The organism is Micromonospora sp. NBC_00389 (assembly GCF_036059255.1).
Lineage (GTDB): Bacteria > Actinomycetota > Actinomycetes > Mycobacteriales > Micromonosporaceae > Micromonospora.
On the sequence record NZ_CP107947.1, the window covers coordinates 1,620,383 to 1,641,774 of the forward strand.

At 68.9% G+C, this 21,392-nt stretch carries 24 protein-coding genes, 1 tRNA gene and 1 riboswitch; of the genes, 11 read left to right on the forward strand and 14 right to left on the reverse strand.

Going from position 1 to position 21,392, the window contains the following annotated elements; genetic code table 11:
* Positions 1–107 precede the first annotated feature (107 nt).
* Entirely contained in the window at positions 108–1,121 is a 1,014-nt protein-coding gene (locus OG470_RS07720; RefSeq protein WP_328422173.1) for a C40 family peptidase, read from the forward strand.
* 29 nt (positions 1,122–1,150) lie between these two features.
* Here the strand turns inward: OG470_RS07720 and OG470_RS07725 are convergent, their stop codons facing one another.
* Entirely contained in the window at positions 1,151–3,157 is a 2,007-nt protein-coding gene (locus OG470_RS07725) for an N-acetylmuramoyl-L-alanine amidase (RefSeq protein WP_328422175.1), read from the reverse strand.
* Between the two features lie 32 nt (positions 3,158–3,189).
* Entirely contained in the window at positions 3,190–4,083 is an 894-nt protein-coding gene (locus OG470_RS07730; protein ID WP_328422177.1) for an IS982 family transposase, read from the reverse strand.
* A gap of 287 nt (positions 4,084–4,370) precedes the next feature.
* Positions 4,371–4,507: riboswitch (cyclic di-AMP (ydaO/yuaA leader) on the forward strand.
* A gap of 75 nt (positions 4,508–4,582) precedes the next feature.
* Here OG470_RS07730 and OG470_RS07735 point away from each other — a divergent pair.
* Positions 4,583–5,560: a C40 family peptidase gene (locus tag OG470_RS07735; RefSeq protein WP_328422179.1), complete on the forward strand. Its 978-nt coding sequence runs from the start codon at positions 4,583–4,585 to the stop codon at positions 5,558–5,560.
* Between the two features lie 73 nt (positions 5,561–5,633).
* Here the strand turns inward: OG470_RS07735 and dcd are convergent, their stop codons facing one another.
* Positions 5,634–6,212 (reverse strand): dCTP deaminase, encoded by a 579-nt coding sequence (gene dcd / locus OG470_RS07740; RefSeq protein WP_328422181.1) that lies wholly within the window; start codon positions 6,210–6,212, stop codon positions 5,634–5,636.
* Positions 6,213–6,311: 99 nt separating this feature from the next.
* On the opposite strand from dcd, the gene OG470_RS07745 reads away from it, so the two are divergent.
* Both OG470_RS07745 and OG470_RS07750 read left to right on the forward strand, forming a co-directional pair.
* Positions 6,312–6,869: a pyridoxamine 5'-phosphate oxidase family protein gene (locus OG470_RS07745; protein ID WP_328422183.1), complete on the forward strand. Its 558-nt coding sequence runs from the start codon at positions 6,312–6,314 to the stop codon at positions 6,867–6,869.
* Between the two features lie 213 nt (positions 6,870–7,082).
* A tRNA-Gly gene (locus OG470_RS07750) sits at positions 7,083–7,156 on the forward strand.
* A 99-nt stretch (positions 7,157–7,255) separates the two neighbouring features.
* Here the strand turns inward: OG470_RS07750 and OG470_RS07755 are convergent.
* A complete protein-coding gene (locus OG470_RS07755; protein WP_328422185.1) occupies positions 7,256–7,477 on the reverse strand; it encodes a hypothetical protein in 222 nt (73 codons plus the stop codon).
* Positions 7,478–7,731: 254 nt separating this feature from the next.
* Between OG470_RS07755 and OG470_RS07760 the strand changes: the two genes are divergently transcribed.
* Positions 7,732–8,391, forward strand: coding sequence for a hypothetical protein (locus OG470_RS07760; protein WP_328422187.1), 660 nt, complete (start codon positions 7,732–7,734; stop codon positions 8,389–8,391).
* 67 nt (positions 8,392–8,458) lie between these two features.
* Here OG470_RS07760 and OG470_RS07765 read toward each other — a convergent pair whose 3' ends face one another.
* A complete protein-coding gene (locus OG470_RS07765) occupies positions 8,459–9,265 on the reverse strand; it encodes an IS5 family transposase (RefSeq protein WP_328422189.1) in 807 nt (268 codons plus the stop codon).
* Positions 9,266–9,524: 259 nt separating this feature from the next.
* Positions 9,525–10,379: a class I SAM-dependent methyltransferase gene (locus OG470_RS07770; protein WP_328422191.1), complete on the reverse strand. Its 855-nt coding sequence runs from the start codon at positions 10,377–10,379 to the stop codon at positions 9,525–9,527.
* A gap of 61 nt (positions 10,380–10,440) precedes the next feature.
* Between OG470_RS07770 and OG470_RS07775 the strand changes: the two genes are divergently transcribed.
* On the forward strand, positions 10,441–13,302 hold the full coding sequence (locus tag OG470_RS07775; RefSeq protein WP_328422193.1) for an ATP-binding protein: 2,862 nt from the start codon (positions 10,441–10,443) through the stop codon (positions 13,300–13,302).
* Between the two features lie 22 nt (positions 13,303–13,324).
* A complete protein-coding gene (locus OG470_RS07780) occupies positions 13,325–13,570 on the forward strand; it encodes a transposase (protein ID WP_328426203.1) in 246 nt (81 codons plus the stop codon).
* Positions 13,571–13,720: 150 nt separating this feature from the next.
* On the opposite strand, the gene OG470_RS07785 is transcribed toward OG470_RS07780, so the two are convergent.
* The gene (locus OG470_RS07785) at positions 13,721–13,990 is read right to left on the reverse strand and encodes a hypothetical protein (RefSeq protein WP_328422195.1); all 270 of its coding nucleotides are present in this window, start codon (positions 13,988–13,990) and stop codon (positions 13,721–13,723) included.
* A 280-nt stretch (positions 13,991–14,270) separates the two neighbouring features.
* Positions 14,271–14,411 carry a hypothetical protein gene (locus OG470_RS07790; protein ID WP_328422197.1) on the reverse strand — a complete coding sequence of 47 codons (141 nt, stop codon included), beginning with the start codon at positions 14,409–14,411 and terminating at the stop codon, positions 14,271–14,273.
* Positions 14,412–14,451: 40 nt separating this feature from the next.
* Between OG470_RS07790 and OG470_RS07795 the strand changes: the two genes are divergently transcribed.
* A complete protein-coding gene (locus tag OG470_RS07795; RefSeq protein ID WP_328422199.1) occupies positions 14,452–15,009 on the forward strand; it encodes a hypothetical protein in 558 nt (185 codons plus the stop codon).
* Between the two features lie 80 nt (positions 15,010–15,089).
* Here the strand turns inward: OG470_RS07795 and OG470_RS07800 are convergent, their stop codons facing one another.
* Positions 15,090–15,581 carry a hypothetical protein gene (locus OG470_RS07800; RefSeq protein WP_328422201.1) on the reverse strand — a complete coding sequence of 164 codons (492 nt, stop codon included), beginning with the start codon at positions 15,579–15,581 and terminating at the stop codon, positions 15,090–15,092.
* Between the two features lie 421 nt (positions 15,582–16,002).
* On the opposite strand from OG470_RS07800, the gene OG470_RS07805 reads away from it, so the two are divergent.
* Positions 16,003–16,368, forward strand: coding sequence for a VOC family protein (locus tag OG470_RS07805; RefSeq protein ID WP_328422203.1), 366 nt, complete (start codon positions 16,003–16,005; stop codon positions 16,366–16,368).
* A gap of 328 nt (positions 16,369–16,696) precedes the next feature.
* Here OG470_RS07805 and OG470_RS07810 read toward each other — a convergent pair whose 3' ends face one another.
* From OG470_RS07810 to OG470_RS07820, 3 genes are all read right to left on the reverse strand, one after another.
* Positions 16,697–17,398 carry a dihydrofolate reductase family protein gene (locus tag OG470_RS07810; protein ID WP_328422205.1) on the reverse strand — a complete coding sequence of 234 codons (702 nt, stop codon included), beginning with the start codon at positions 17,396–17,398 and terminating at the stop codon, positions 16,697–16,699.
* A 204-nt stretch (positions 17,399–17,602) separates the two neighbouring features.
* Entirely contained in the window at positions 17,603–18,064 is a 462-nt protein-coding gene (locus OG470_RS07815; protein WP_328422207.1) for a hypothetical protein, read from the reverse strand.
* 35 nt (positions 18,065–18,099) lie between these two features.
* Positions 18,100–18,294 (reverse strand): hypothetical protein, encoded by a 195-nt coding sequence (locus OG470_RS07820; protein WP_328422209.1) that lies wholly within the window; start codon positions 18,292–18,294, stop codon positions 18,100–18,102.
* Positions 18,295–18,447: 153 nt separating this feature from the next.
* Between OG470_RS07820 and OG470_RS07825 the strand changes: the two genes are divergently transcribed.
* Positions 18,448–18,801, forward strand: coding sequence for a hypothetical protein (locus OG470_RS07825; RefSeq protein ID WP_328422211.1), 354 nt, complete (start codon positions 18,448–18,450; stop codon positions 18,799–18,801).
* A 95-nt stretch (positions 18,802–18,896) separates the two neighbouring features.
* A complete protein-coding gene (locus OG470_RS07830) occupies positions 18,897–19,775 on the forward strand; it encodes an LLM class flavin-dependent oxidoreductase (protein ID WP_328422213.1) in 879 nt (292 codons plus the stop codon).
* Positions 19,776–19,861: 86 nt separating this feature from the next.
* On the opposite strand, the gene OG470_RS07835 is transcribed toward OG470_RS07830, so the two are convergent.
* Positions 19,862–20,284: an ASCH domain-containing protein gene (locus OG470_RS07835; protein ID WP_328422214.1), complete on the reverse strand. Its 423-nt coding sequence runs from the start codon at positions 20,282–20,284 to the stop codon at positions 19,862–19,864.
* A gap of 55 nt (positions 20,285–20,339) precedes the next feature.
* Positions 20,340–21,392, reverse strand: a complete 1,053-nt coding sequence (locus OG470_RS07840) for a questin oxidase family protein (protein WP_328422216.1) — start codon at positions 21,390–21,392, stop codon at positions 20,340–20,342.

Here is a 21,392-nt window from a genome sequence, read left to right on the forward strand (position 1 = left end):
TGATTCCTCTCCGGCGCTTCCCTAATGTGAGGCACCGACCGCTGTGGGTCCTCTGCCTCGGCCCTTCCCTCACGCGAGGCGCCCGGCGGTCGGTTGCAAAGGAGTCGGTGCCGGTGGCAACCATGCCCCCTCATCGTCACGCCCCGGGGTTGTCCGTTCGGCCGGGCGGTCTGCGCCGGGTCGCCCACCGTCTGCTCGTTCTGGTCGCCGCCGCGTCGGTCGGCGCCGGCCTGCTCGCCGCGCCGGCGCAGGCCGCACCCACGGCCGACGAGATCGAAGCGCAGATCGACAAACAGTGGGAGCAGTTGGAGCCCACCATCGAGCAGTACAACAAGGTGCGAGCGCAGCTGAAGGTCAACCGGAAGAAGTCGGGGGACCTGCAGAAGAAGATCGAGCCGTTGGCGCTGCAGAGTGAGTTGGCGCTGAACCGCGTCGGTGACCTCGCCTCCCGCTACTACATGTCGGGCCCGTCGCAGGACATCGGCGCGCTGCTGGTCAGCGCCAAGCCGGACACGCTCACCGAGCAGCTCACCATCCTCGACCGGCTGGCCGCGCAGGAGCGCAAGGAGGTCGAGGGCGTGCTGGCCGTGCGGGACAAGTACGACGGTGAGAAGCAGAAGCTCGACACGCTGATCGTCACCCAGACCAAGCAGCAGAACGAGCTGGCGGCCAAGAAGAAGCAGATCGACGCCGAGATCAAGCGGCTCGAGGCGTCCCTGCCGAAGACCACGGTCAAGACCGAGGGCTGCCCGACCATCAGCGGTGTGGTCAGCGCGGCGGCCCGCACTGCGATCAAGACCGCCTGCGGGAGGATCGGCAAGCCGTACGTCTGGGGTGCCACCGGCCCGAACTCGTTCGACTGCTCGGGCCTGACCCAGTACGCCTACAAGGCGGCCGGGATCAGCCTCACTCACCACACGGGTGCCCAGTGGAACGAGGGCAAGGCCATCTCGCGGGCCGACGCCCGCCCCGGTGACCTGGTCTTCTTCTTCAGCGACCTGCACCATGTCGGCCTGTATCTGGGCAACGACATGATGGTGCACGCGTCCCGCGCCGGTAAACCGGTGATGGTGGCCAGCATCAACTACATGCCGGTCGCCGGGTTCCGCCGACCTGGCTGATCCCCACCAGGCACGACGACGGCCCCCGGTCACCGACCGGGGGCCGTCGCGGTTCTCAGCGGAGCGCGCCCATCGGGGACGGCAGCAGCTGCACCGTCGGCGAGATCGACGTACCTGATCCGGTGGCCGAACTGGATCTGCGCGTAGCGGTTCTCGCCGCGGATCACCGTCCAGTCGCCCGGCGAGGAGCCGTCGAACGTGGTGGCCCGGTAGTACTCGCCGGCCAGCACCGCGCCGACGGCGTACCGCTGCCCGGCGGCCAGTGTGTACTGCAGCGGCGAGATCGCCTGGTAGGGCACCCCGGCCGGATACGCGGCCTGCTCCGGGTACGCCCGCCCGTACACCGGGATGGTGGCTTGTCCGGGCTTCGGCGTGGCCACCACGCCGACGGTCCAGCTGGCGGTCGGCGCGGACGCCGGGTTGTGGAACCAGGCCCGCTGCCCGAGGTACCAGATCGCCGTCCAGTCGCCCTGCCGCCCCGCGAGCGCGTACGTCTGCCCGGCGGATGCCCGGGCGCCGTGGTCCGACACGGCCATCGTGTTCGGGGTGCCGTCCGGGCGGAGCGCGACGTCGTTGACCAGCGGCGCGTCCGCGGACGGTGCGCTGCGCAGCACCACCGACGAGGAGCCGCGCGGCACGCAGGGCACGCCGGCGGTGACGCAGCCGGTGAACGCCGGCTGGTTGGTGGCGTAGTCCGGGCCGATCCGGTCCAGCCCGGTGGCCGGGGTGCCGGTGTCCAGCCGAGGCGCGTGCAGCAGGTCGAAGTAGTGCGTCCAGTCCCAGTACGGGCCCGGATCCCAGTGCATTCCACGCACGGTCGAGGCGACGGTGTCGGGCACGTTGTCGTGGCCGATGATGTGCTGGCGGTCCAGCGGGATGCCCAGTCGCAGCGCGAGATGCCGGACCAGCTTCGCCGAGGTCCGGTACATCGCCTCGGTGTACCAGGTGCCCTGCGCCGCGAAGCCCTCGTGTTCCAGACCGATCGACTTGGCGTTCACGAACCAGTTGCCGGCGTGCCAGCCGACGTCCTTGGTCTTCACGTGCTGGGCGATGTGCCCGTCGACCGAGCGCAGCGAGTAGTGCCAGCTCACGTAGGTCGGGTCCTGGACGAGTTGCAGGGTGGTCGCCCAACTCGCCTCGGTGTCGTGGATGACGATGTACTCGATCTTCTGCCGCGCGGGCCGGTCGGAGAGGTCGTGGTTGCCGTAGTCCCCGTCGCCGAATGCCTCGTAGGGCGCCGGGATCCACTCGCAGGAAATGGTGCGGGGACATTCCAGCCCGTCCGGGCGGGCCAGCCGGCGCAGGCCCAGCCGGCCCAGCCAGGAACGCTCGGGCTGCACCGCGCGGGCCGGCAGTGTGATCCGCTGGCCGTCGTCGGTCACCCGGGACTCGCCGGCGCCGATGGTGGTGAAGACCTCGTCGGCGAAGGCCGCCGCGGCGTCGGCGCTGTCCGCGCCGGCGTAGCGGGCCACCGCGCCGTACCAGGCCGCCGGGTCGGTGTCGGCACCGACGGGCGCGCCAAGCTCCCGCTGGTACGCCCCCAGCAGCGCGGCCCCACCCCGGATGTTGACGCCCGCATCGGTGCGCAGTGCCTCGGGGGCGGCGCCGGTCAGCGCGGCGGCGGCGTCCACGGTCTGCAACGCGGCGGCGGGCGGCGCGGGGTCCTCGGCCGGCCGGGGCGCTTGCACCCTCGCGGGGCGGGAGTCGTCGCCACGCGGGTCCTCGGTGCCGGCGTCGTGGTGGCCGCCGGGTAGGGCGGCCACGTGCCGGGCGTCGGTCAGGTGCATCGGGCCGTAGCCGCCGCTGGTGCTCGGTGTGCCGGCGTTGCTGTCCCAGCGGGACTCCAGATAGGAGACGCCGAGCAGCACGACGGTCGGCACGCCGTACTCGGTCGCCGCGGCGGCGTACTGCTGCTGGCGATCGGCGGTGGGCGCGGCGGCGGCCGGGTCCGAGGGTAGCGGCACCGCGGTCGCGGCGGCGACCACGGCGGCGGCGAGTAGTGCGCGCCGGCCGGTCGACAGGGTTGAGTGGTGCATCGAACCCCTAGACGAGTAAGTCCTAATGCTGGTCAGTGGTCGTAGGCGATCAGGGACCGGGTGACGGGTTGGCCGGTGCTGCGGTTGTGCCAGATGGCGGCGGTCAGGGCCAGGAGGCGCTGGGCAACGCGGGCGCCGACGCCTTCGATGCTGCGAGCGCCGTGGAGTTCCAGGTCGAGTTGGCTTTTCAACGTGTGGTTGACCGATTCGATGAGTTGCCGGATGGGTTTGAGTAGGTGTTCGTCGGGGCGTGGGGTGCGGTTGCGGTATGACGGCCGTAGTAGCCGTAGCCCGCGTTCGGCTAGCCAGCGGTCCAGCTCGGCGGAGACGTATCCCTTGTCGGCGATGATCAGCGGGCTGGGACGGCCATCCAGCAGGTCCGGGTCGTGTTCCAGGATGGCGGTGAGGACCTGCCGCTCGTCGAGTTTGGGGTCGGCCAGGGCCCAGGTGATCGGCAGCCCGGCCGGGGTGCAGATCAGGTGCAGGCGCAAGCCCCAGAACCAGCGTGAGTGTGAGGCGCAGTAGCTGTAGCCGGCCCAGCCAGCCAGCCGTGAGCGTTTGACCGTGGGGCGGGAGCGGGCGCACTCGACGGGGGTGGAGTCCACCAGCCACACCTCGTCGGTCCACAGGTCGGTGTCCGCGGCCACCACCCGGATCGCTCGCTTCAGCAGGGGCAGTGCCGCGCGTAGTCGCTTGTTGTACCCGGACTGGCCCGGCAGGTAGGGAAACGCCCCGGGCAGATGCGCGGGTACGAACCGGAGCCAGCGAGCCTCGGACCGCACTCCGAGCAACACCTGCGCCACGGCCAGCGTCAGCAGTTCGGCATCGGTCAGCTTCGGTGGCCGACCGGCCCGGGCAGGCCGCCCGAGCCAGTCGTCGATCTTCACGTACAGTGCGGTTAGAAGGGTGTTGATGTCTGTCGTCACAAACGGATCATCAACACCCTTCGCTGCGCCCGCAGCCCCATCAGGGTTAGGACTTACTCGTCTAGATATCGCGGGTGCAGGTGAGGTCACCTTCGCGCCGCCTGGGAGCTCGCGTCAATACATCTCCATCTATCGAAGTGTTCGGAAAGAAATCTTCGCGTACGGTCCGTGACCCCTTCCAATCGGTACGGAGTGTCACGGCCCCACGGGTTGCGGATCGGTAACAGCCGTCTCTACTCTGGTCATTCGTCGGCCCGATAGCAGGTCCGCCCAGCCCGGGTGGTGACGGACCGACACCGCCGAGTCGCTTCCGAGCGAACCGGGGACCCAGGTTTTCCCGGGGTGAATCCGCGGCCATCGCGGTAGGGCGCCAACTTCCCGCCCGAACCCGTCAGCTAACCCGGTAGGCGGTCAGGAAGAAGGAGTACGGAACCCGGTGGCACTCCATGCCCCGCGGCCGTCGTCCGAGCGGTCGGCGTCAGCCGGCCCGGTGTCGATCGTGCCGCGCTCACGCTGGTCCCGCTTCACCACCGCTCTCGCCGCACTGGTCGGCGTCGCCGTCGTCCTGGCCGGCAGCGCCACGGCGGCCCACGCGGACCCGTCCGTCGCCGAGATCGAGCGCCAGATCGACGCCGACTGGAACAAGCTCGAACCGATCATCGAACGGCACAACGCCACCCGGGCCGACCTGGCCGTCAAGCGCAAGCAGGCCGACGCGCTGGCCGCCCGGATCGCCCCACTGGAGCGCCAGGTCGACGCTGCCATGGACAAGGTCAGCGCCCTCGCCGTCCGCGCGTACAAGGGCGAGAACGTCTCCACCGTCAACGCGGTGCTGGGCAGCCGGTCGCCCAGCGAGGTGGTCGGGCAGCTTGAGATGCTCGACCGGTTCGCGCACAACCAGCAGCAGGACGTCCGGCAGGTCGCCGACCTGCGCGACGAGTTGTCCCGGCAGAAGGCGCCGCTGGACGAGATGGTGACCCAGCTGACCCGGACCGAGGCCCAGTTGGCCGCGAAGAAGAAGCAGATCAACGAGGAGATCGACCGGCTGCAGAAGCTGCGCCTCAAGGTGTACGGCAACGGCGGCGGCGGTCCGCTGCGTCCGGCGCCCTGCCCGGCCAGCTACCCCGGCGGCGGTGCCGGCGTGGCCGTGAAGTTCGCCTGCGCCCAGATCGGCAAGCCCTACGTCTGGGGCGCCGAGGGCCCGAACTCGTACGACTGCTCCGGGCTGATGCTGGCCGCCTGGGCCAAGGCGGGGGTGTCGCTGCCGCACAACGCCGCCCAGCAGAGCCGGGTGACCAAGGACGTCAGCAGGGCCGACCTGCGCGCCGGTGACCTGGTCTTCTACTACAGCGACATCCACCACGTCGGGATGTACGTGGGCAATGGCTGGGTTGTGCACGCCTCGCAGGCCGGCCAACCCGTCAAGATGAAGAAGGTCGACGACGGCCCGATCCACAGCTACGGCCGCCCGGGCTGATCCCGGATGATCGGGGGCCCGTCGCGATCCGTCGCGGCGGGCCCTCGTCGTCTGTCCGTCGTGCCCTACCGAGTCAGCGGGTGGGCCAGGCGCGCCAGTTCTGCCAGGCGCGGCTCGGCGTCGGCCCGCGCTGACCCTGGTAGCGCGAGCCGTAGACCACCGAGCCGTACGGGTGCTCGGCCGGCGAGGAGAGCCGGAAGATGCAGAGCTGCCCGATCTTCATGCCCGGCCAGAGGGTGATCGGCAGGTTCGCCACGTTCGACAGCTCCAACGTCACGTGACCGGAGAAGCCCGGGTCGATGAACCCAGCGGTGGAGTGCGTGAGCAGGCCGAGCCGGCCCAGGCTCGACTTGCCCTCCAGTCGGCCGGCGAGCTGGTCGCCGAGCGAGATGACCTCCAGCGTCGAGGCGAGCACGAACTCCCCCGGGTGCAGCACGAACGGCTCGCCGTCCGGCACCTCCACCGCCGAGGTCAGGTCGTCCTGCTGCATGGCGGGGTCGATGTGCGTGTAGAGATGGTTGTTGAAGACCCGGAACAGCCGGTCGAGTCGTACGTCGATGCTGGACGGTTGGACCAGGGTGGGCTCGAACGGCTCCAGGCCCAGCGTGCCGGCCTTGATCTCGGAGACCAGGTCGCGGTCGGAGAGCAGCATCGGACCACCATAGCGGCGTTGGCGGTAACGGCCGGATCCGGTGCCGGTGACCAGCGCGTCGAGGTCGCTACTCGTACATTTGTTCGATAGAATGCCTGCATGGCTTCCTGGTCCGATTTCGCCGCCGACGAGCCCCGACTCGCCGACGGGATCCGCGTTCTCCTCCAGCAATACGGGCCGGGCTTCGGCTACCTGGCCACGGTCCGCGCCGACGGCGGGCCCCGGGTCCATCCGGTCTCCCCGGTCATCACCGACGACGGGCTGTTCTGCTTCATCGTCGACTCGCCCAAGCGTCGCGACCTCGAACGGGACGGCCGCTACGCGCTGCACTCGTTCCCCCCAGAGGAGAGCGACGACGAGGCGTACGTGGCGGGGCGCGCCTGGCCGGTGACCGACCCGGCCCGGGTGGCCCAGTTGGCGCGCAGTGCCCGGGCGGCCCCGCAGGTCGACTGGCGGCTGTTCGAGTTCACCGTCGACGTGGCGATGCTGGCCCGCCGCGAGCAGCACAGCGCCGGTGTCCCGGGTGGCGCTCCGGGTGGGCCGGCCGTTCAGGTCTGGCTCGACCCGCACGCCCCGCCCGCGGCGTCCGAGCAGACCGCCTTACCGCAGAGCCGCCCGGTCCGTCGCAGCCGTGACGTCCAGCGATCGGCCGCCTGACCGCGGCCCACCGACCCGGTCCTGGGGAAAGACGCCGGTGCCGGCTCCGTCGTGACGGAGCCGGCACCGGTGGTACGCGGGAGAGCTACGCCGCGCGGTACGCGGCCAAGGGGTGATCGTCCGTGATCCGTGCGGCGAGGCCGGTGCGGTGGACCGGCGCGCGGGGGTACCTGGGTGCACGGGTTCGGTGACTCGGGTACAGTGGTGCCGCTTGCGGGTGTAGTTCAATGGCAGAACATCAGCTTCCCAAGCTGACAGTGCGGGTTCGATTCCCGTCACCCGCTCCAAGCGATAGGCCCTGGTCAGGACGTGAGTCCCAGCCGGGGCCTTCGACGTTCCAAGGTCAACGATCATGTCGCGTGCCATTGGCGTGCCATTAGCCCCGGTCATCCCTGGCCCCCGTCAAGGTTCGCTGACCGCTTCTTGCCCTTCTTGCCGCCCGACTTCTTGCCGGGCTTGTCCTCGGCCTCGCCCGAGCCGTCGGCCGACTTCTTAGCCTTCGTCCGGTCGACCCGCATCGCATCGTGCAGCGCCTGGGCGAGGACCCGATCCGCCATAGCCGTGGCGTGCTGGTAGATCAACGCGGCCTGGGATGAGTCGTGCCCCATCCGCGCCATCAGGTCGCGAGTGCTGGCCCCGGTCTGCGCGGAGAGAGTGTTACCGGTGTGTCGCAGATCGTCGAAGTGCAGATGCGGTTGCCCGGTCCGCCCGACGGCCGCCTTCCAGTCGATCAGCCACCTACGCCAAGGCCATCGAACGGCTCTGGAACGAAGCCGTCATCGGTGAAGACGCCCGGCGAATCATCGTCCGAGCGGCTCAAGACCTGCAGCGTCGGTTCATCGTCGGCCCGTAGGCTCCCGGCGTGACCGTCCATGACATTGCCGCGCGGCTGCCCTCCATCGACGTGTTGCGCGAGCGGTGCAAAGCCCTGGCAATGCTCGACGCGATCGTCGGGGGCGACTATTACGCCTACGACCGCGAATGGGGCGAGGACGAAGCGGCGTCGATGCGCAACGGCAGCGGCGAGGAGTACGACGTCGTCTTCAACGCCGATGGCGTATTCATCCGGGGTGTCCACCACGAGTCGTCGATGTTCACGTACACAGACGGTCGGCTGTGGCCGGGCCTCCTCGATGGACTGCCTGAGCAGTTCCAGGCGCAGGTGCACGAGCCTGCGTTCTGCCGCCAGGACGGCACTCTCGATGCCACCTTCGTGCTGTGGCGGCGCACCTACGACGAGCGGTGGCACGCTGGCGACGACATCGACTTTTCACCTGCCGACGACGATGAGGTTGACCCAGACGGCTCTTGGCTGCTCGGCATCCTCTGCGACGACATCGTCGCGGAGTACATCGAGCACGCCAAGGATGTTTACGAAATCGGCCTGGATCCAGCTGCGGTTGAACAAATCGTTGCGTTCCGTCCACTGACCGACGCGGCGGTCCGCGCGCTCAACCCCGAAGTCGAACTGGCCGACCTGCGCGAAAAAGCAGAGGAGTACGGCTACCCGACCACGGCGTAATACCCTGCTCCACCCACACGAACTTGCCGCGACTGCAGTCCTGTCACCTTAGAGCGTGTTTTGAAACTCAGGACGTCCCGGTGATTCTCGCCAGTCGCCGGGACATCAGCATGATCATCGCGATGTAGACGATGGTCTCGTGGTGGTCGGGCCGGCGTTCGTAGTCGCGTACGCAGCGCCGGTAACCCAGTAGCCATCCGAACGTGCGCTCCACGACCCACCTGCGGTGCAGGACCACGAAGCCCTTGTCCGTGTCGCTGCGTTTGACGACCTCGACCAGCATTTTCAGTACCTCGCCCGCCCAGGTGACCAGGCGCCCGGTATAGCCGCCATCGGCCCAGCAATGCCGGATCGTGGAGACCTTCTCGCGCGTCAGCGCGAGGAGCCGGTGTGCGCCATCACGGTCTTGGACCCCGGCGATCGTTACGAGGACCATCAGCAGCAGCCCGCCGGTGTCCACCGCGATGTGCCTTTTGCGGCCATTGATGCGTTTACCTGCATCGTAGCCGCGGCTGGACCGGGCCACGGTGTCCGCGCCTTTGACCGACTGCGAGTCGATGACCGCAGCGGTGGGCAGCGGATTGCGGCCTTGGGCAACCCGGACCCGGTCACGCAACATATCGTGGATCAACTGCCAGGTGCCATCACGGCGCCAGCGCACGAACCAGCCGTACACGCTCTGCCAGGGCGGGAACTCCGCCGGGAGCGCCCGCCAGGCCAGGCCACCACGGACCAGGTAGAAGATTGCATCCAAAATCCGTCGACGGTCATGCGTTTCGGGCCGCCCACCCCTGCCCCGTGTATTGCCCGGCGGCGGAAGCAGCCCAGACAACACACTCCACTGCGCGTCGGTGACCGTCGACGACGGATACACCCCGCAGCCCGGCGGAACCGTGGAAACCACATCGTGGGCCGGGCATGACAGACACCTGCAGGTAGGCGAACATGACATAGGAACTCCTGGTCGGATCGGGTATCAACAACCACGGACCTACCAGGAGTTCTCCTACATCAATGCACGAAACGCCGACCGACTCACAAACATGACCTTCTACTCGCCATGCCATGCTGATGCCCACACCTCGCCAGAGCTTCAAATCACGCTCTAACAGTTGCAAATGGTGTCAGCTCGCTCAGCGGCTGCCGGAGATCACCAGCATTTCGCACGGTCCGGTGAACCCCTCTGATCCGTCGAATTCGGAAAGGGCGGACGCAATCTCAGCCCACGCTTCCTCCCGCTCGGCGGCGGGCAGGCCGGAGAGCATCTGATGTAACGCGCCGAACGACTCCCGCTCGAACCGGGCGCATTCGGCCGCCGACGCGAGCCGTACTGGTGACGGGATCGTCTCTATGGTGATGTCGCGGAAGCCGGCCCGTGCCAGGGTCTCTTGCGCGACTTCGGGACTGCCCAAGCTGAACGGGCCTGGCTGCCCAGGCATGGGAGGCGGCAATGCGGCGCGCCTGCGGATGATCCCGATGGGTACCGAGAAGAAGCCGTTGCGGTCGGCGGTCGAGTAGACCACGGCTGACACCCTCCCACCCGGGCGCAGCGCGTTGCGCATGCAGGCCAGGGCGGCCTGCTGGTCCGGGAAGTAGATCAGGCCGACCCGCGAGATCACGGCGTCGAAACCCTCATCTGGTACCTGAAGACACTCGCCGTCGGCTTCCTGAACGGCGATGTTGTGCACGCCTGCGGCCGAGGCTGCCGTCATCGCATAGTGCAGGATCGCGGGAGCGATGTCGGTGGCCAGGACATGCCCGGTCGGTCCGGCACGGCGGGCTGCGGCGATCGACTGCCCACCCGCTCCGGCTGCGACGTCGAGCACCCTGCTCCCGGTCGTGATCTTAGCGGCGTCGAGCATGCGGGTGGTGGCCTGGCCGAGCCAGGCCTCGATCGTGGGTCCCCACCGGTGCCACGCCTCGGCCGCCTCCTGCCATTGCTGGCGGGTGGTGCTCTTGTAGACCTGTGGGTCAAATGTTGTCGTCATAACCTGTACGCGCCAGAAACCCCACTGTTCCCGCTAGATCCGGCCTGGCGATAATGGACGGGTGCCATTTGTCGGCCGCACCGCAGCCCTGGCCGTCCTGCACGAGGCGGCCGGTCAGGGACGAAACCTCGTCCTGGTGACGGGGACTGCGGGCATGGGCAAGACCGCTCTGCTCGTGAAGTTCGCCGAAGAGTACGGCCGGAATGACATTTTGTGGGGTACCTGCTGGGGTGACGCGCCCGCGCTGTGGCCGTGGACGCAGGCGGTGCCGCAGCTGAAAGATCTGGCACGGATCGAGGACCGGCTGGAGCTGTTCGACGCGATCAGCCGGTGCATCACCAAGACGGTCGTCATCCTCGATGATCTACAGTGGAGCGATCCGTCAAGCCTGGCCCTCATTCGGTACCTGATGGGCGCCCCGCATCTCCACAGGCTCCTCATCCTCGGCGCATATCGCGATGATGAGGCCAATGCGGACCTTGCCGCCCTGAGCACGGCTGCGCAACGCCTGCCGCTGCGGGGGCTCGCCCGCTCGGAGGCAGACGAGCTGATCGAAACCGCTGCGAAGCCGTGGGCGGATTCGATATATGAGCGCAGCGGCGGCAATCCGTTCTTCCTCAGAGAGCTAAGCCAAGTCGTGGCCTCTGGCGGAGCCGTTGCCGGAGTGCCTCGCGCTATCCGGGAGGTGGTGTCGCGGCGGCTGGCCCGCCTGTCCGGCGGGTGCGTGCAGACTTTAGAGGCGGCGGCTGTGGCTGGGCCGCGCCCGCTGCCTGACGTGCTGGCCGAGGCGCTGGGAGTCCCGCCGACACAGATTGCCGAGCACATCGAAGAGGCTGCGGGCGTGCTGAGCCTGGCGGGCTTCGAGCATGACCTTTACCGCGAGTCGATATACGCCTCGCTGTCGGCAAGCCAGCGCGTCGAATTGCATCACCGGATTGCCCAGGCCCTGCTACGGCGGCGTGAACGCGGGGCCCACGTGCACCCGGCCGAGCTTGCCGGGCACTTTGCGCTCGGCGTCGCGGCTGGCGGGCCTGAGCCGGTGCTGCGGTGGGCGCTGTCCGCCGCTGCCGCCGACCGCGCACGTTTCGCCTTCGCTGAAGCCGCCGGACATCTCGCCAGGGCGCGCGACGCCGCCGTCGCCGCGGGGGTGGCGCTGTCCAAACCAGACCTCGTGAATATGCTCGCCGTCGAGGCCGCTGACCGCCTGCGGGCCGCAGACCCGCGAGCCGCGCAGGAACTCCTCACCCAGGCGTGGGCGCTGGCGTCCGAAATAGGCGATCCAGAGCAGCTCGGCATGGTGGCGCTGGGCATCGAGCGGATCGGGGCGCGCTTCGCCATGCCACGCCACGACCTCATTGCGGTGCTGGACCAGGCCCAGGCCGTGCTGCAAGGCACCGAAACCGCGATCGAGGCGCAGGTCACGGCCGGGCTGGCACGTCAGCTTCAGCATTCCGTGCCCAGCGAACGGCCCCGCGCCCGCCCGCTGGCACAGCGCGCCGTGGAAATCGCACGGACGCTCGGGGATCCGGCCACACTCGCCGACTGCCTGCTAGCCGAGCATGACTGCCTGTGGGCTCCCGGCACCGCGCCGCAGCGCCTGCCCATCGCCCGGGAGATTGCCGTACTGGCGCAGCTGGCGGCCGACTCCGAACGCCACGCCCAGGCGCTACTGCTTGTCGCGAATGCGCTGCTGGAGACAGGTTCGCCGGCCTTCCGCCCGGCGCTGGCCGAGTACTTTCATCATGGTGGGCAGTTGCGCCAGGCCCGGCAGCAGTACCTACTGCGAACGAGGGAAGCGGCACTGGCCATTTTGGACGGCGACGCCGAACGGGGCGAGCAGTTGAGTCGCGAGGCAGCCGCGATGGGAGAGGCGATCAGCGACCCGGACGCTGGCAACGTCGCGATGTCCCAACGACTCGAACTGATCCGGCTTAGCGGTGATCCCACAGCGCTTCGCCAGTTCGCGGCCGAGGCTGTCCGCTGGTGGGTCGGCGTACCGGCGCATGCCCACGCGGTCGCTGCGGGTTTCCTGGCCCGAGCCGGCGATCTCGACGAGGCCCGCCAGGAGCTGGATCTGGTGCGTTCCCTGGGGGAATGGCGGCTGGATCGCTCCTATCTCTGGTCGGTCTTCATGGGGGAGATGACCGAGGCGGCCGTGCGGTTGCACGACCGTCCGTTTTGCGCCGAGTTGCTGGCTGAATTGCTACCCGTGGCCGATGCGTGTGCCGTGAACGGAGCGCTGATCTGCTTTATGGGCGCGAACGCCCACCGCATCGGCCAACTGTATGCCGCCCTCGATCAGCCCGCCCAGGCCAGGCAATGGTGGCAGCGAGCGCTGCAAACCCACCGCGCTCTGGGAGCCAGAGCGTGGGAAAAGTCCTCACGTGAGGCGATGGGCGACGACCGGCCGGTCTTCGTCCAAGACGGGCAGCTATGGCAGCTTTCCTATGAAGGGCGGTCGGCGATCGTGCGAGACGCCAAAGGCCTCCGCGATCTCGCCACACTCATTAGCCGCCCCGGCGTGGACATCTCCGCGGTCGACTTGGCCGCCGCCGCTGTGATCGACTCCGCCGGGCCTATCCTGGACCGCGCCGCCCTCGCCTCCTACCGCCAGCGGCTACGCGACATCGACGAACAACTCACAGCCTCCCGCGATGACATCGGACGTCATATGCGCTTAACCGATGAACGGGAGACCCTTCTGGCCGAACTGCGCCAGGCAACCCGACCCTCCGGTGAGTCACGCAATCTGGGCATGACCACCGCGGAACGTTGCCGCAAGGCAGTCACCGCACGGATCAGAGACACCATCAGCCGGATCAAGCCCGTGCTGCCCGAACTCGCCGTTCACCTGGACCGCAGCATCCGCACCGGCCTATCCTGCCGCTACGACCCAATCACCACGGATCAAGCAAAGGCATGAGCAAGCGCGCACTCGACTCAAGATCTCGCAACGGTGCGGGCCGACGACGTTTAGCACGTCTCGCAACGTCAAACGCAGCGACACGGACAAGGGCTTCGTGGTCCTGCACCGCAGGTGGGTCGTGGAGCGCACGTTCGGATGGCTACTGGGTTACCGGCGCTGCGTACGCGACTACGAACGCCGGCCCGACCACCACGAGACCATCGTCTACATCGCGATGATCATGCTGATGTCCCGGCGACTGGCGAGAATCACCGGGACGTCCTGAGTTTCAAAACACGCTCTTAGGTGAGGGCTGAGGCCAAGCGCTCGAAACGCCCGTCAAGCATCTGCTGGGACGCGCCGTTCCGCCGCTAGACACCGGTGCGCCCAAGTCGCCCGGCGGGCAATCAACTCGCTTCCGCTGCTCCTTGAAGAGCTACAACCGGTCGGCGATGCGGCGCCTCAGTGGATCCACCGCGTCAAGCGCCTGCTCAGCAGCCTCAGCCGACCCCCGGCCTGATCTCATGATCTCCTCCAGTGCCGACTCGGCGGCTGCCACGTCCTTAACGAAGGCCGAGTCGGCCAGAGCCCGGGCCGTGGCGAAGAGCAGCGCATGCACGTCGACCACGGTGGCCCGTCGGTCGAATAGCCGGTCGAACGCATCGAGGAGCGCCTCAAGGAGAGGCAGTTGATCTGCCGAGGTCATGCTTCAAGATCCTATCGATCCGTCGCCCAAAGCAGGGTCTGTGGTGTGCCATTAGCGTGCCATTGGGCCAGGACAGCAGGGGCCAGCCGAGGCCACGAGAGACCGCCGGGACCAGGCCGCCAATCCAGCAGACGGCCGGAGATCGACAATTCCAAGCTGACAGTGCGGGTTCGATTCCCGTCACCCGCTCCAGCGAGAAGGCCCTGGTCAGGACGCGAGTCCCAGCCGGGGCCTTCGACGTTGCTGCGGCCAGCAGCGCCCGGCGGGCCATCCACGGCCACTAGCCAAGCTTCTTGCCCTTGGCCTTGCCCTTGGCCTTGGCCTTGGCCTTGGCCTTGGCCTTGGCCTTGGCCTTGGCCTTGGCCGTGTCCGAGGAAGCCGCCGCCGGCTTCGTGGCCTTCTTGCGCTCCTCCCAACCCATGCACTCGCACCGTGAACACCGCGCTGCCACGATTGCTGCTGTGGCTGATCCTGTCCCGAGATGGCGGAGTGTTCTCCTGGCCGAGGTCATTACGAAGATCGAAGCCGAGCTGGACCGAGCATGGGAAAGCTTGCTGCACGATCTCGACATCGACCCTGCCTCCCCGGACGAAGCCGAGCTGGCTTGGCTCGTGGCGAACAACCCGGCGGATCAAGAGTGGCGGACCGTGGACGCTGCACTTGATCGCTTGGTCTGTCCCGACTGCAGGTCCAGGCTGACCAAGGGACCGGCCGCGTGCGAAACGTGCGGCTTTTACCAGGGAATGCGGTTTGGAGCGCGAGAGGTGGACCGACCACACGTCCCGCCTGGAAACGAACACGCGCTGAGGGTCGCGGCTGCTGTAGCTCGCACTCGTGGCCGCTACTCGCCAAGGGCCCGCGTCGGCTACGAACTCCTGCTACCCGATCTCGTTGCCGGCACGCTGCCCACCACGAGGCAGGCTCAGGCCGCCAAGGCCCTGATCAACAAGTTGACAGAAGATGAGTGTGATCGCGTTACCAGCCTCGCCGAGGTTGAGGAGCTGGCACACGACCGCTGATCCCGTCCCCCTGACCGGGTGACCGATGCCGGTCGTGCAGCTGTCGTGCCCGCTACCTGCTCGATTCTTTGAGAAAGGCGCTAGGTCAGGAGCCGGATATGCGGTGCCTCGTGGCTCTCGATGATGGGCGCGGAACAGTGTTCGCAGGATCCGGAGGCTGGTCGGACGAGGTTCGTCTGGGTGGAGAGTTCCCCTGACTCCTGCTGCTCTGGGCAGTAGTAGCCGAGGTAGTGCCGGACCCAGGGGGTTCGGGTGATGGCGGCGGCGGGTTGATCTCTCTTCGCGTCGTGGAAGGGGGCCCACCAGTAGTCCACCACCGCTCGCAGGCGGGTTTGCTCACCTTCGATCGTGTGGTCGAAGGCGGCGATGCGTCCGGCGGTGTAGTGCTGAGCGGTCTCCTTGTCGCCCGAGCAGACGGCCCGCTCCGCTCCCAGCTCGAAGATCGTGGTGCGGTCGACGCGCTGGCAGACGAAGCAATCGAGGCTCAGCGCAAGCCTGCCCCGCCAGTGGAGGTTGTGGAAGGGCGAAGCCGGGAGGGCCAGGACGGTCTTGACTTCAATGGATCGGAGCACGGGGGGATCTTGGCATGTGCTGTAGAGGTAGGTCGGCAGGTTAGGGCTTCCGCCCTACTGTCCCTGCATGGGATACGTCATCGGCTTCCTCCCGCCAGGTCGAGACGATGACGGCCAGGGCGACGAACTGCGACCACTTCACCTCACGAACGAGCAGGAAGCTGCCTGGCGACGGATCGTCACGCGGGCACAGCAGGAGACTGGCCCAGCTAAGGAAGATCGGTACCCGACGCACCTTGAGTTGTGGCTCAAAGACCCCGCCCTGGGGCGTCGGACAACACGTGGGCGGCCTGGTGGAGGGGCGAGACGAGCACTCGACCGGTTGAGTCTGCTCTGACCAGGCGATGACACTGCTGAGAGCGATCGTGGTTGTTCCCGCTGGGCACCGACACCGGCTAATGTCCGGCTTGGAGGTGGTTCCGTGTTCACCGAGGCTTTTCCGATCGTGACTACGACCGACCTACCAAGGCTGATCGCGTTCTATCGCGATGTCGTCGGCTTCGAGCTGACCTACCGGTTCCCGGAGGACGGCGCTCCTGAGTTCGTCGCACTGCGCCTGGGCAACAGCGAGCTGGGCCTGGCCGCCGACCCGAAGGCCGGCGGCCCTCCCCTCGCGCACCGCTGGGAACTGTGCGTTTACGCCGACGACTGCGACGCAGCCGTGGCCGTGCTGCGTGCGGGCGGCGCAACAGTTACCGAGGAGCCGGTCGACCAGCCGTGGGGTGAGCGGTCGGCCCGGGTTACGGACCCCGATGGCAACAGGTTGCTGGTGCTGTCACGCCTGTAGGCGCCCTCGTGTTGACACTCCATTGCACGGGATCGTGTGCCGGGATCAGTTGAAGGGCAGGTCCGGCGAGAGGGACCGGTACCACAGCGAGGGGGCACAGCAGCAGAGGGCGATGAGAGCCACGATGGCGACGATGGCGATTCCGCTGAGGCTGCTGATCGCCAGGATGCTTCTGACTACGCCTTGTCTGCCAGCTTCTTTGTCAGCGCCCGGCATGAGTCGCTCCAGGGTCCACCATGTCGATCAGCTCACCACGCCCGCTGCGCTGTCCCTGCGCCGGGCTGCCACCCGCGTGCCAGGATCGCCGTCTCACACCGGTCGCTGAGGGTCACTCCGTCACCGTCGGGCCGCCGCCGCTGCCCCGATCATCGAGCACGAGCGGAGCGCGACCACCCACCGTGTACCGGATGTGGGTGACCTGCGGCGTGTGGAGGACGCGGGTCGGCATCAGCTCGATCGCCTCCTTCTCGTCGAGGTCGAGGTCCGCGTCGAACAGCCGTAGACCGGTACCGAGCACGACCGGTACGACGTGCAGCTCCAACTCGTCGAGCAGGCCGGCCTTGAGTACCTGCCGCACCATGCTGCCGCCTCCGGCCACGGCGACGTCCTTGCCGCCGGCTGCGGCGCGCGCCTGCTCGACGGCGCTGGCCACACCATCGGTGACGTAGGTGAAGCTGGTGCCACCTCCGCGCAGCAGGGGCTCGCGTGGGCGGTGCGTGACGACGAAGACCGGTGCGCGGAACGGCGGCACCTCGCCCCAGGGGATCTCACCGCCGTCGGCCATCCGCCGCCCCATCACGTACGCGCCGGCCGCCCCGAAGGACTCGGCGACCACCTCGGAGTTGGTGTCCTGTTCTCCGCCGGCAAAACCTTGCCGTTCGCGCCATGCCATCGCGTTGGTCGCCCAGCGGGTGACCCGGAAGAATCCGGCGCTCTCGGCCGAATCCATCCAGTTGCCGTCGCCGCTGAAGCGGGGGCCGGCGTAGAACCCGTCCACCGACACCGACAGTTGAGCGGTCACCTTCGTCATCTCGTGTGGCTCCTCTCCCGTGGGGCGACACCCGGCCGGGTGCCTCTGCTCACCGATGGGTCGGTGCCAACCGAAGAATGCCTACAGGGCATCAACGTGACGGCGGTCACATCAGGTGGAGCGGGGCAACTGCCCCAACCGATTCGACTTGATCAACTGGCGAGAAAGGTGGCGTCGGGGCCGGAACTCGGCCACACGCCCCGCTCAAGCTGCTCCAGGGTCGCCATCCCGGTCAGGCTGCGTGGGACCACCCTCGGCTGGCCCACCAGGGTGGCGGCCATCCCTCGGCAGGTACCACAGCTCGGCGTGATCGGGGCCGCGCCGCCAGCGCATGCGGGACACCTCATCCGGGCGGGGCGTCCAGTCGCGGTAGGGCGCGAAGGCCAGCCGCCAGGCGATCACCGCGAATATGTAGATACCCGGGCCGACCAGCCACAGCAGGGCATCGCGTCGCCGGTAGGAGGCGCGTGGCGCGAGCCAGGCGGTCACCGCAACCGGCAGCGCGATCATGCTGAAGTCGGCCATCGGCCCGTCGCCGAATCGGGCCTCGGCCAGGTCGCGAATGACCAGGGACGGCACGATCACCGCGAGCACGATCGCTGCCGCGCAGACGGTACGCGGCCGTCGGCCCAGGGGCGCACGGGCAGCGGCAGGATCGACGGACATGGTTGGGATGTTATTGGCCAGCCGGAATGGTGGAACTACGACTTCCGGTCCGTGATCGCCGCCTCTATTCGCAGACCGATGCCGGTCAGGATGAGGAAGGCGGCAACGATGTGCGGCTTGAGCCCGTTGTAGCCGGACGACATGGTGAGCAGCGACGTCATGAAGCCGGCCACCAGCGACACGGTGCCGAACGCTCGTACCGTGTCGACCCGTTGCGACCGTAGATCCACAGCGGAACGGTAGCGAAGAACCGGCGCCGCTGGCGCCCCGCCGGGGCCGGGCGGCCACTCGTGATCCACGGGCAGGGCCTCGAATCAGGTGGTGCGTGTCCCCGACCCGCCGGTACCGTCCGTGCTCCCACGAACCCGAACGGAAGAGGCGAGATGAGCAGCGGTGGCGGTACGACGGTGCTGTGGCGCCCGACGGGGCCGGCCGAGTTGGAGCTCGTACGCGGGTCGGGGTGGCGTGAGTGGCCGCCGCGCCTGCCGGACCAGCCGATCTTCTATCCGGTGCTCAACGAGGAGTACGCGGTGATGATCGCCCGGGACTGGAACGTCCCCAGCTCGGGCGTCGGCTATGTGACCCGCTTCCACGTCGAGTCCGAGTTCCTGCGCCGCTACCCGGTACGACAGGCGGGTGGCAGGACGATCCTGGAGTTGTGGGTGCCGGCGGAGGAGTTGGCCGAGTTCAACGCCCACATCGTCGGCCTCATCGAGGTCGTGCGCGAGTTTCGGTAGCGCCCCGACCACCTGCGGCTGCAAGTTCGGCCGACGCCTCTGGAGCCCTGGTGTGACGTGCGCGGCCGCAGGCTGGCGCGGCTAGGCTGGCGATCATGCGGATTGGCATCGTGATCCTTCCGGACCAGCGCTGGGCGGAGTCGCAGCGTCGCTGGCGGCAGGCCGACGAGTGGGGCTTCGACCACGCCTGGACGTACGACCATCTGGGCTGGCGGGACCTGGTGGACGGGCCGTGGTTCGACTCGATGACCACGCTGACGGCTGCTGCGACCGTTACCTCCCGGATCCGGCTGGGCACCCTGGTGGCGTCGCCGAACTTCCGGCACCCGGCCGCGTTCGTCCGGCAGATCACCACGGTGGACGACGTGTCCGACGGTCGGCTGCTGCTGGGGCTGGGCGCGGGCGGCATCGGGTTCGACTCGGCGGTGCTGGGCGGCGAGACGTTGCCGCCGCGCCAGCGGGTCGACCGGTTCGCCGAGTTCACCGAGCTGCTGGACCTGATCCTGCGGGAGGACGGCACCACCTGGCGCGGCGACTGGTTCGCCGCGGTGGACGCGCGCAACAACCCGGGCAGCGTGCAGCAGCCCCGGGTGCCGTTCGTGGTGGCCGCCAACGGGCCGCGGTCGATGCGACTGGTGGCCCGGTTCGGCCAGGGCTGGGTGACCACCGGCACCGAGGCCGACGACGTGGACGGCTGGTGGGACACCGTGTCGGCGCTGTCCGCGCGGATGGACCGGACGCTGGATGAGGCCGGCCGCGACCCGGCCACACTGGACCGCTACCTGTCGCTGGACGCGGCGCCGGTCTTCTCGCTCAGCAGCGCGCAGTTCTTCGCCGACCAGGTCGGCCGAGCAGCCGACCTTGGCTTCACCGACGTCGTGACGCACTGGCCGCGGGCCAGTAGTTGGTACGCCGGTGACGAGGCCGTCCTGGCGGACGTGGCGACCCGGCTGCTGCCGGAGCTGCGCGGCTGAACCGGTAGCGCCAGCGGCGGGGACACAGCGCCAGCGGCTGAGCCGGTAGCGCCAGCGGCCCTGCCGGACCGTCAGAGGCGCAGCGATCAGGTGCCGAGGTCGCCGCTGGCCACGCCGCCGGAGACCAGCCGCAGCCGGAGACAGACGATCGGAGTGTCGTCGTCGACCGGGGTGCCGAGCCGCGCCCAGTAGGCCGAGTGGCCGGCCCGCCACTCCTCGATCGAGCGGTCACCCTCGCCCTCGGAGCGGGCGAAGTCCCACGGCACGTCGGCGAAGCGGACCACGTCGACGCCGGTGATCTCCACGACGCCGGCCAGTGCGTCGTCGTCGTCGACCAGGGCCAGCCGTTCGCCGACCTGCTCCAGTTCCTCGCCCTCTTCGGCGTACTCGGCGAGCCGACCGGCCGTGGCGGTCTTCACGCCGGCCAGCACCAGGGTGTTCAGGGTCGCCCGCAGCTCGCCGGGGGTGCCGAGGGCGAGCGCGCGCAGTTCACCGATCCGAGGCCACATCCTGCCGAGGCTAGGCCAGCGCGGCCCGCGCCGCCGCCGCATTACGCCCGCCCTGTCAGATCAGCTGCCCGGCGTAGCCGGCGGCGGCGAGCAGCCGGCCGTCTCCGGTGGCGGCGTGCGCGTCGAGCACCGCGTCGGCCAGCTTGACCACGTGCGCGTCACCGTGCCGGGCCGCGCGGTCGAAGACCTCCGCCGGGGTCGCGGCCGGCACGGTCGGCGCCGTGATCCCGTCCGCTGTGGCGTACACCGAGATCACGGCCGCCGTCGCGGCCCAGGCCGCGGCGAGGCTCGGCGCCCACAGCGCCCGATCCAGTGCCGGCAGGGTACGCAGCACCGCCGTCGGCGCGGTGACCGCGTGCACCAGCATGACCGGCGCGGCGTGCCCGAAGCGCAGGTAGTCCAGGCCGGCCCGGTGCACCAGCGTGGTCAGCTCCCGTTCCGCCTCGGCCGGGGTCCGCGCGGGGCGCAGCGCCGCCAGCGCCGGCTCCCATCGGGGTACGCCCGACAGTTGGCCCAGCCGGTCCCGGATGCCCCCGGAGCGGTCCTCGATCCGGGGCAGCGCGGCCAGCGCGGTGGCCACGTCCAGGCCCTCAACGTCCGGCCCGGTGGGGACACGCGCCGGGTCGAGGAGCCGGTCGGCGCCGGGGACCGACTGCCAGCGGGCCGCCCAGTAGCCGAGGGCCTGGCCCAGCTCGGTGAGCCGCTGCGGGTTCTCCTCGGCCGAGTCGAGCGCGCGTACGGCGTGCCCGACCCGGATCACGCCGTGGGTGGCGCCGGCGGCGATTCCGGGCAGCAGCCGGGGCCACCAGGTGCCGAGCACCTCCCGCCACGGGTGCTCGCGCAGTTCCCGGTCGAAGTAGGCCAGCCAGTCGCCAGCCCGCTTCGGGTCTCCCAGCGCCGCCCGCCAGTCGTCGAGGGGGCGCAGTCCCCGAGGCAGTTCGTCGAGGCGACCGAGGTAGTCGTCGAGCCAGCGGTGCACCCGCTGCTCGTGCCCGTGTCGGGCCAGTGCCTCGACCGCCATCGGCCCGTGGTTGGACAGCCAGCCCTCGTATTCGGGGCCGGTGCGGTGCAGCCGTTCGTACGCCTCGTCGAGAATCCCATTACTCAT

Excerpts from the sequence above, each read along its gene's own strand:
- OG470_RS07835 (WP_328422214.1), bottom strand. The coding sequence starts at position 20,284 with ATGTGGCCTCGGATCGGTGAACTGCGCGCGCTCGCCCTCGGCACCCCC.
- OG470_RS07755 (WP_328422185.1), bottom strand. The coding sequence starts at position 7,477 with ATGGGGCACGACTCATCCCAGGCCGCGTTGATCTACCAGCACGCCACG.
- OG470_RS07770 (WP_328422191.1), bottom strand. The coding sequence starts at position 10,379 with ATGACGACAACATTTGACCCACAGGTCTACAAGAGCACCACCCGCCAG.
- OG470_RS07825 (WP_328422211.1), top strand. The coding sequence starts at position 18,448 with ATGAGCAGCGGTGGCGGTACGACGGTGCTGTGGCGCCCGACGGGGCCG.
- OG470_RS07830 (WP_328422213.1), top strand. The coding sequence starts at position 18,897 with ATGCGGATTGGCATCGTGATCCTTCCGGACCAGCGCTGGGCGGAGTCG.
- OG470_RS07815 (WP_328422207.1), bottom strand. The coding sequence starts at position 18,064 with ATGTCCGTCGATCCTGCCGCTGCCCGTGCGCCCCTGGGCCGACGGCCG.
- OG470_RS07725 (WP_328422175.1), bottom strand. The coding sequence starts at position 3,157 with ATGCACCACTCAACCCTGTCGACCGGCCGGCGCGCACTACTCGCCGCC.
- OG470_RS07785 (WP_328422195.1), bottom strand. The coding sequence starts at position 13,990 with ATGACCTCGGCAGATCAACTGCCTCTCCTTGAGGCGCTCCTCGATGCG.
- OG470_RS07745 (WP_328422183.1), top strand. The coding sequence starts at position 6,312 with ATGGCTTCCTGGTCCGATTTCGCCGCCGACGAGCCCCGACTCGCCGAC.
- OG470_RS07840 (WP_328422216.1), bottom strand. The coding sequence starts at position 21,392 with ATGAGTAATGGGATTCTCGACGAGGCGTACGAACGGCTGCACCGCACC.
- dcd (WP_328422181.1), bottom strand. The coding sequence starts at position 6,212 with ATGCTGCTCTCCGACCGCGACCTGGTCTCCGAGATCAAGGCCGGCACG.
- OG470_RS07810 (WP_328422205.1), bottom strand. The coding sequence starts at position 17,398 with ATGACGAAGGTGACCGCTCAACTGTCGGTGTCGGTGGACGGGTTCTAC.
- OG470_RS07790 (WP_328422197.1), bottom strand. The coding sequence starts at position 14,411 with ATGGGTTGGGAGGAGCGCAAGAAGGCCACGAAGCCGGCGGCGGCTTCC.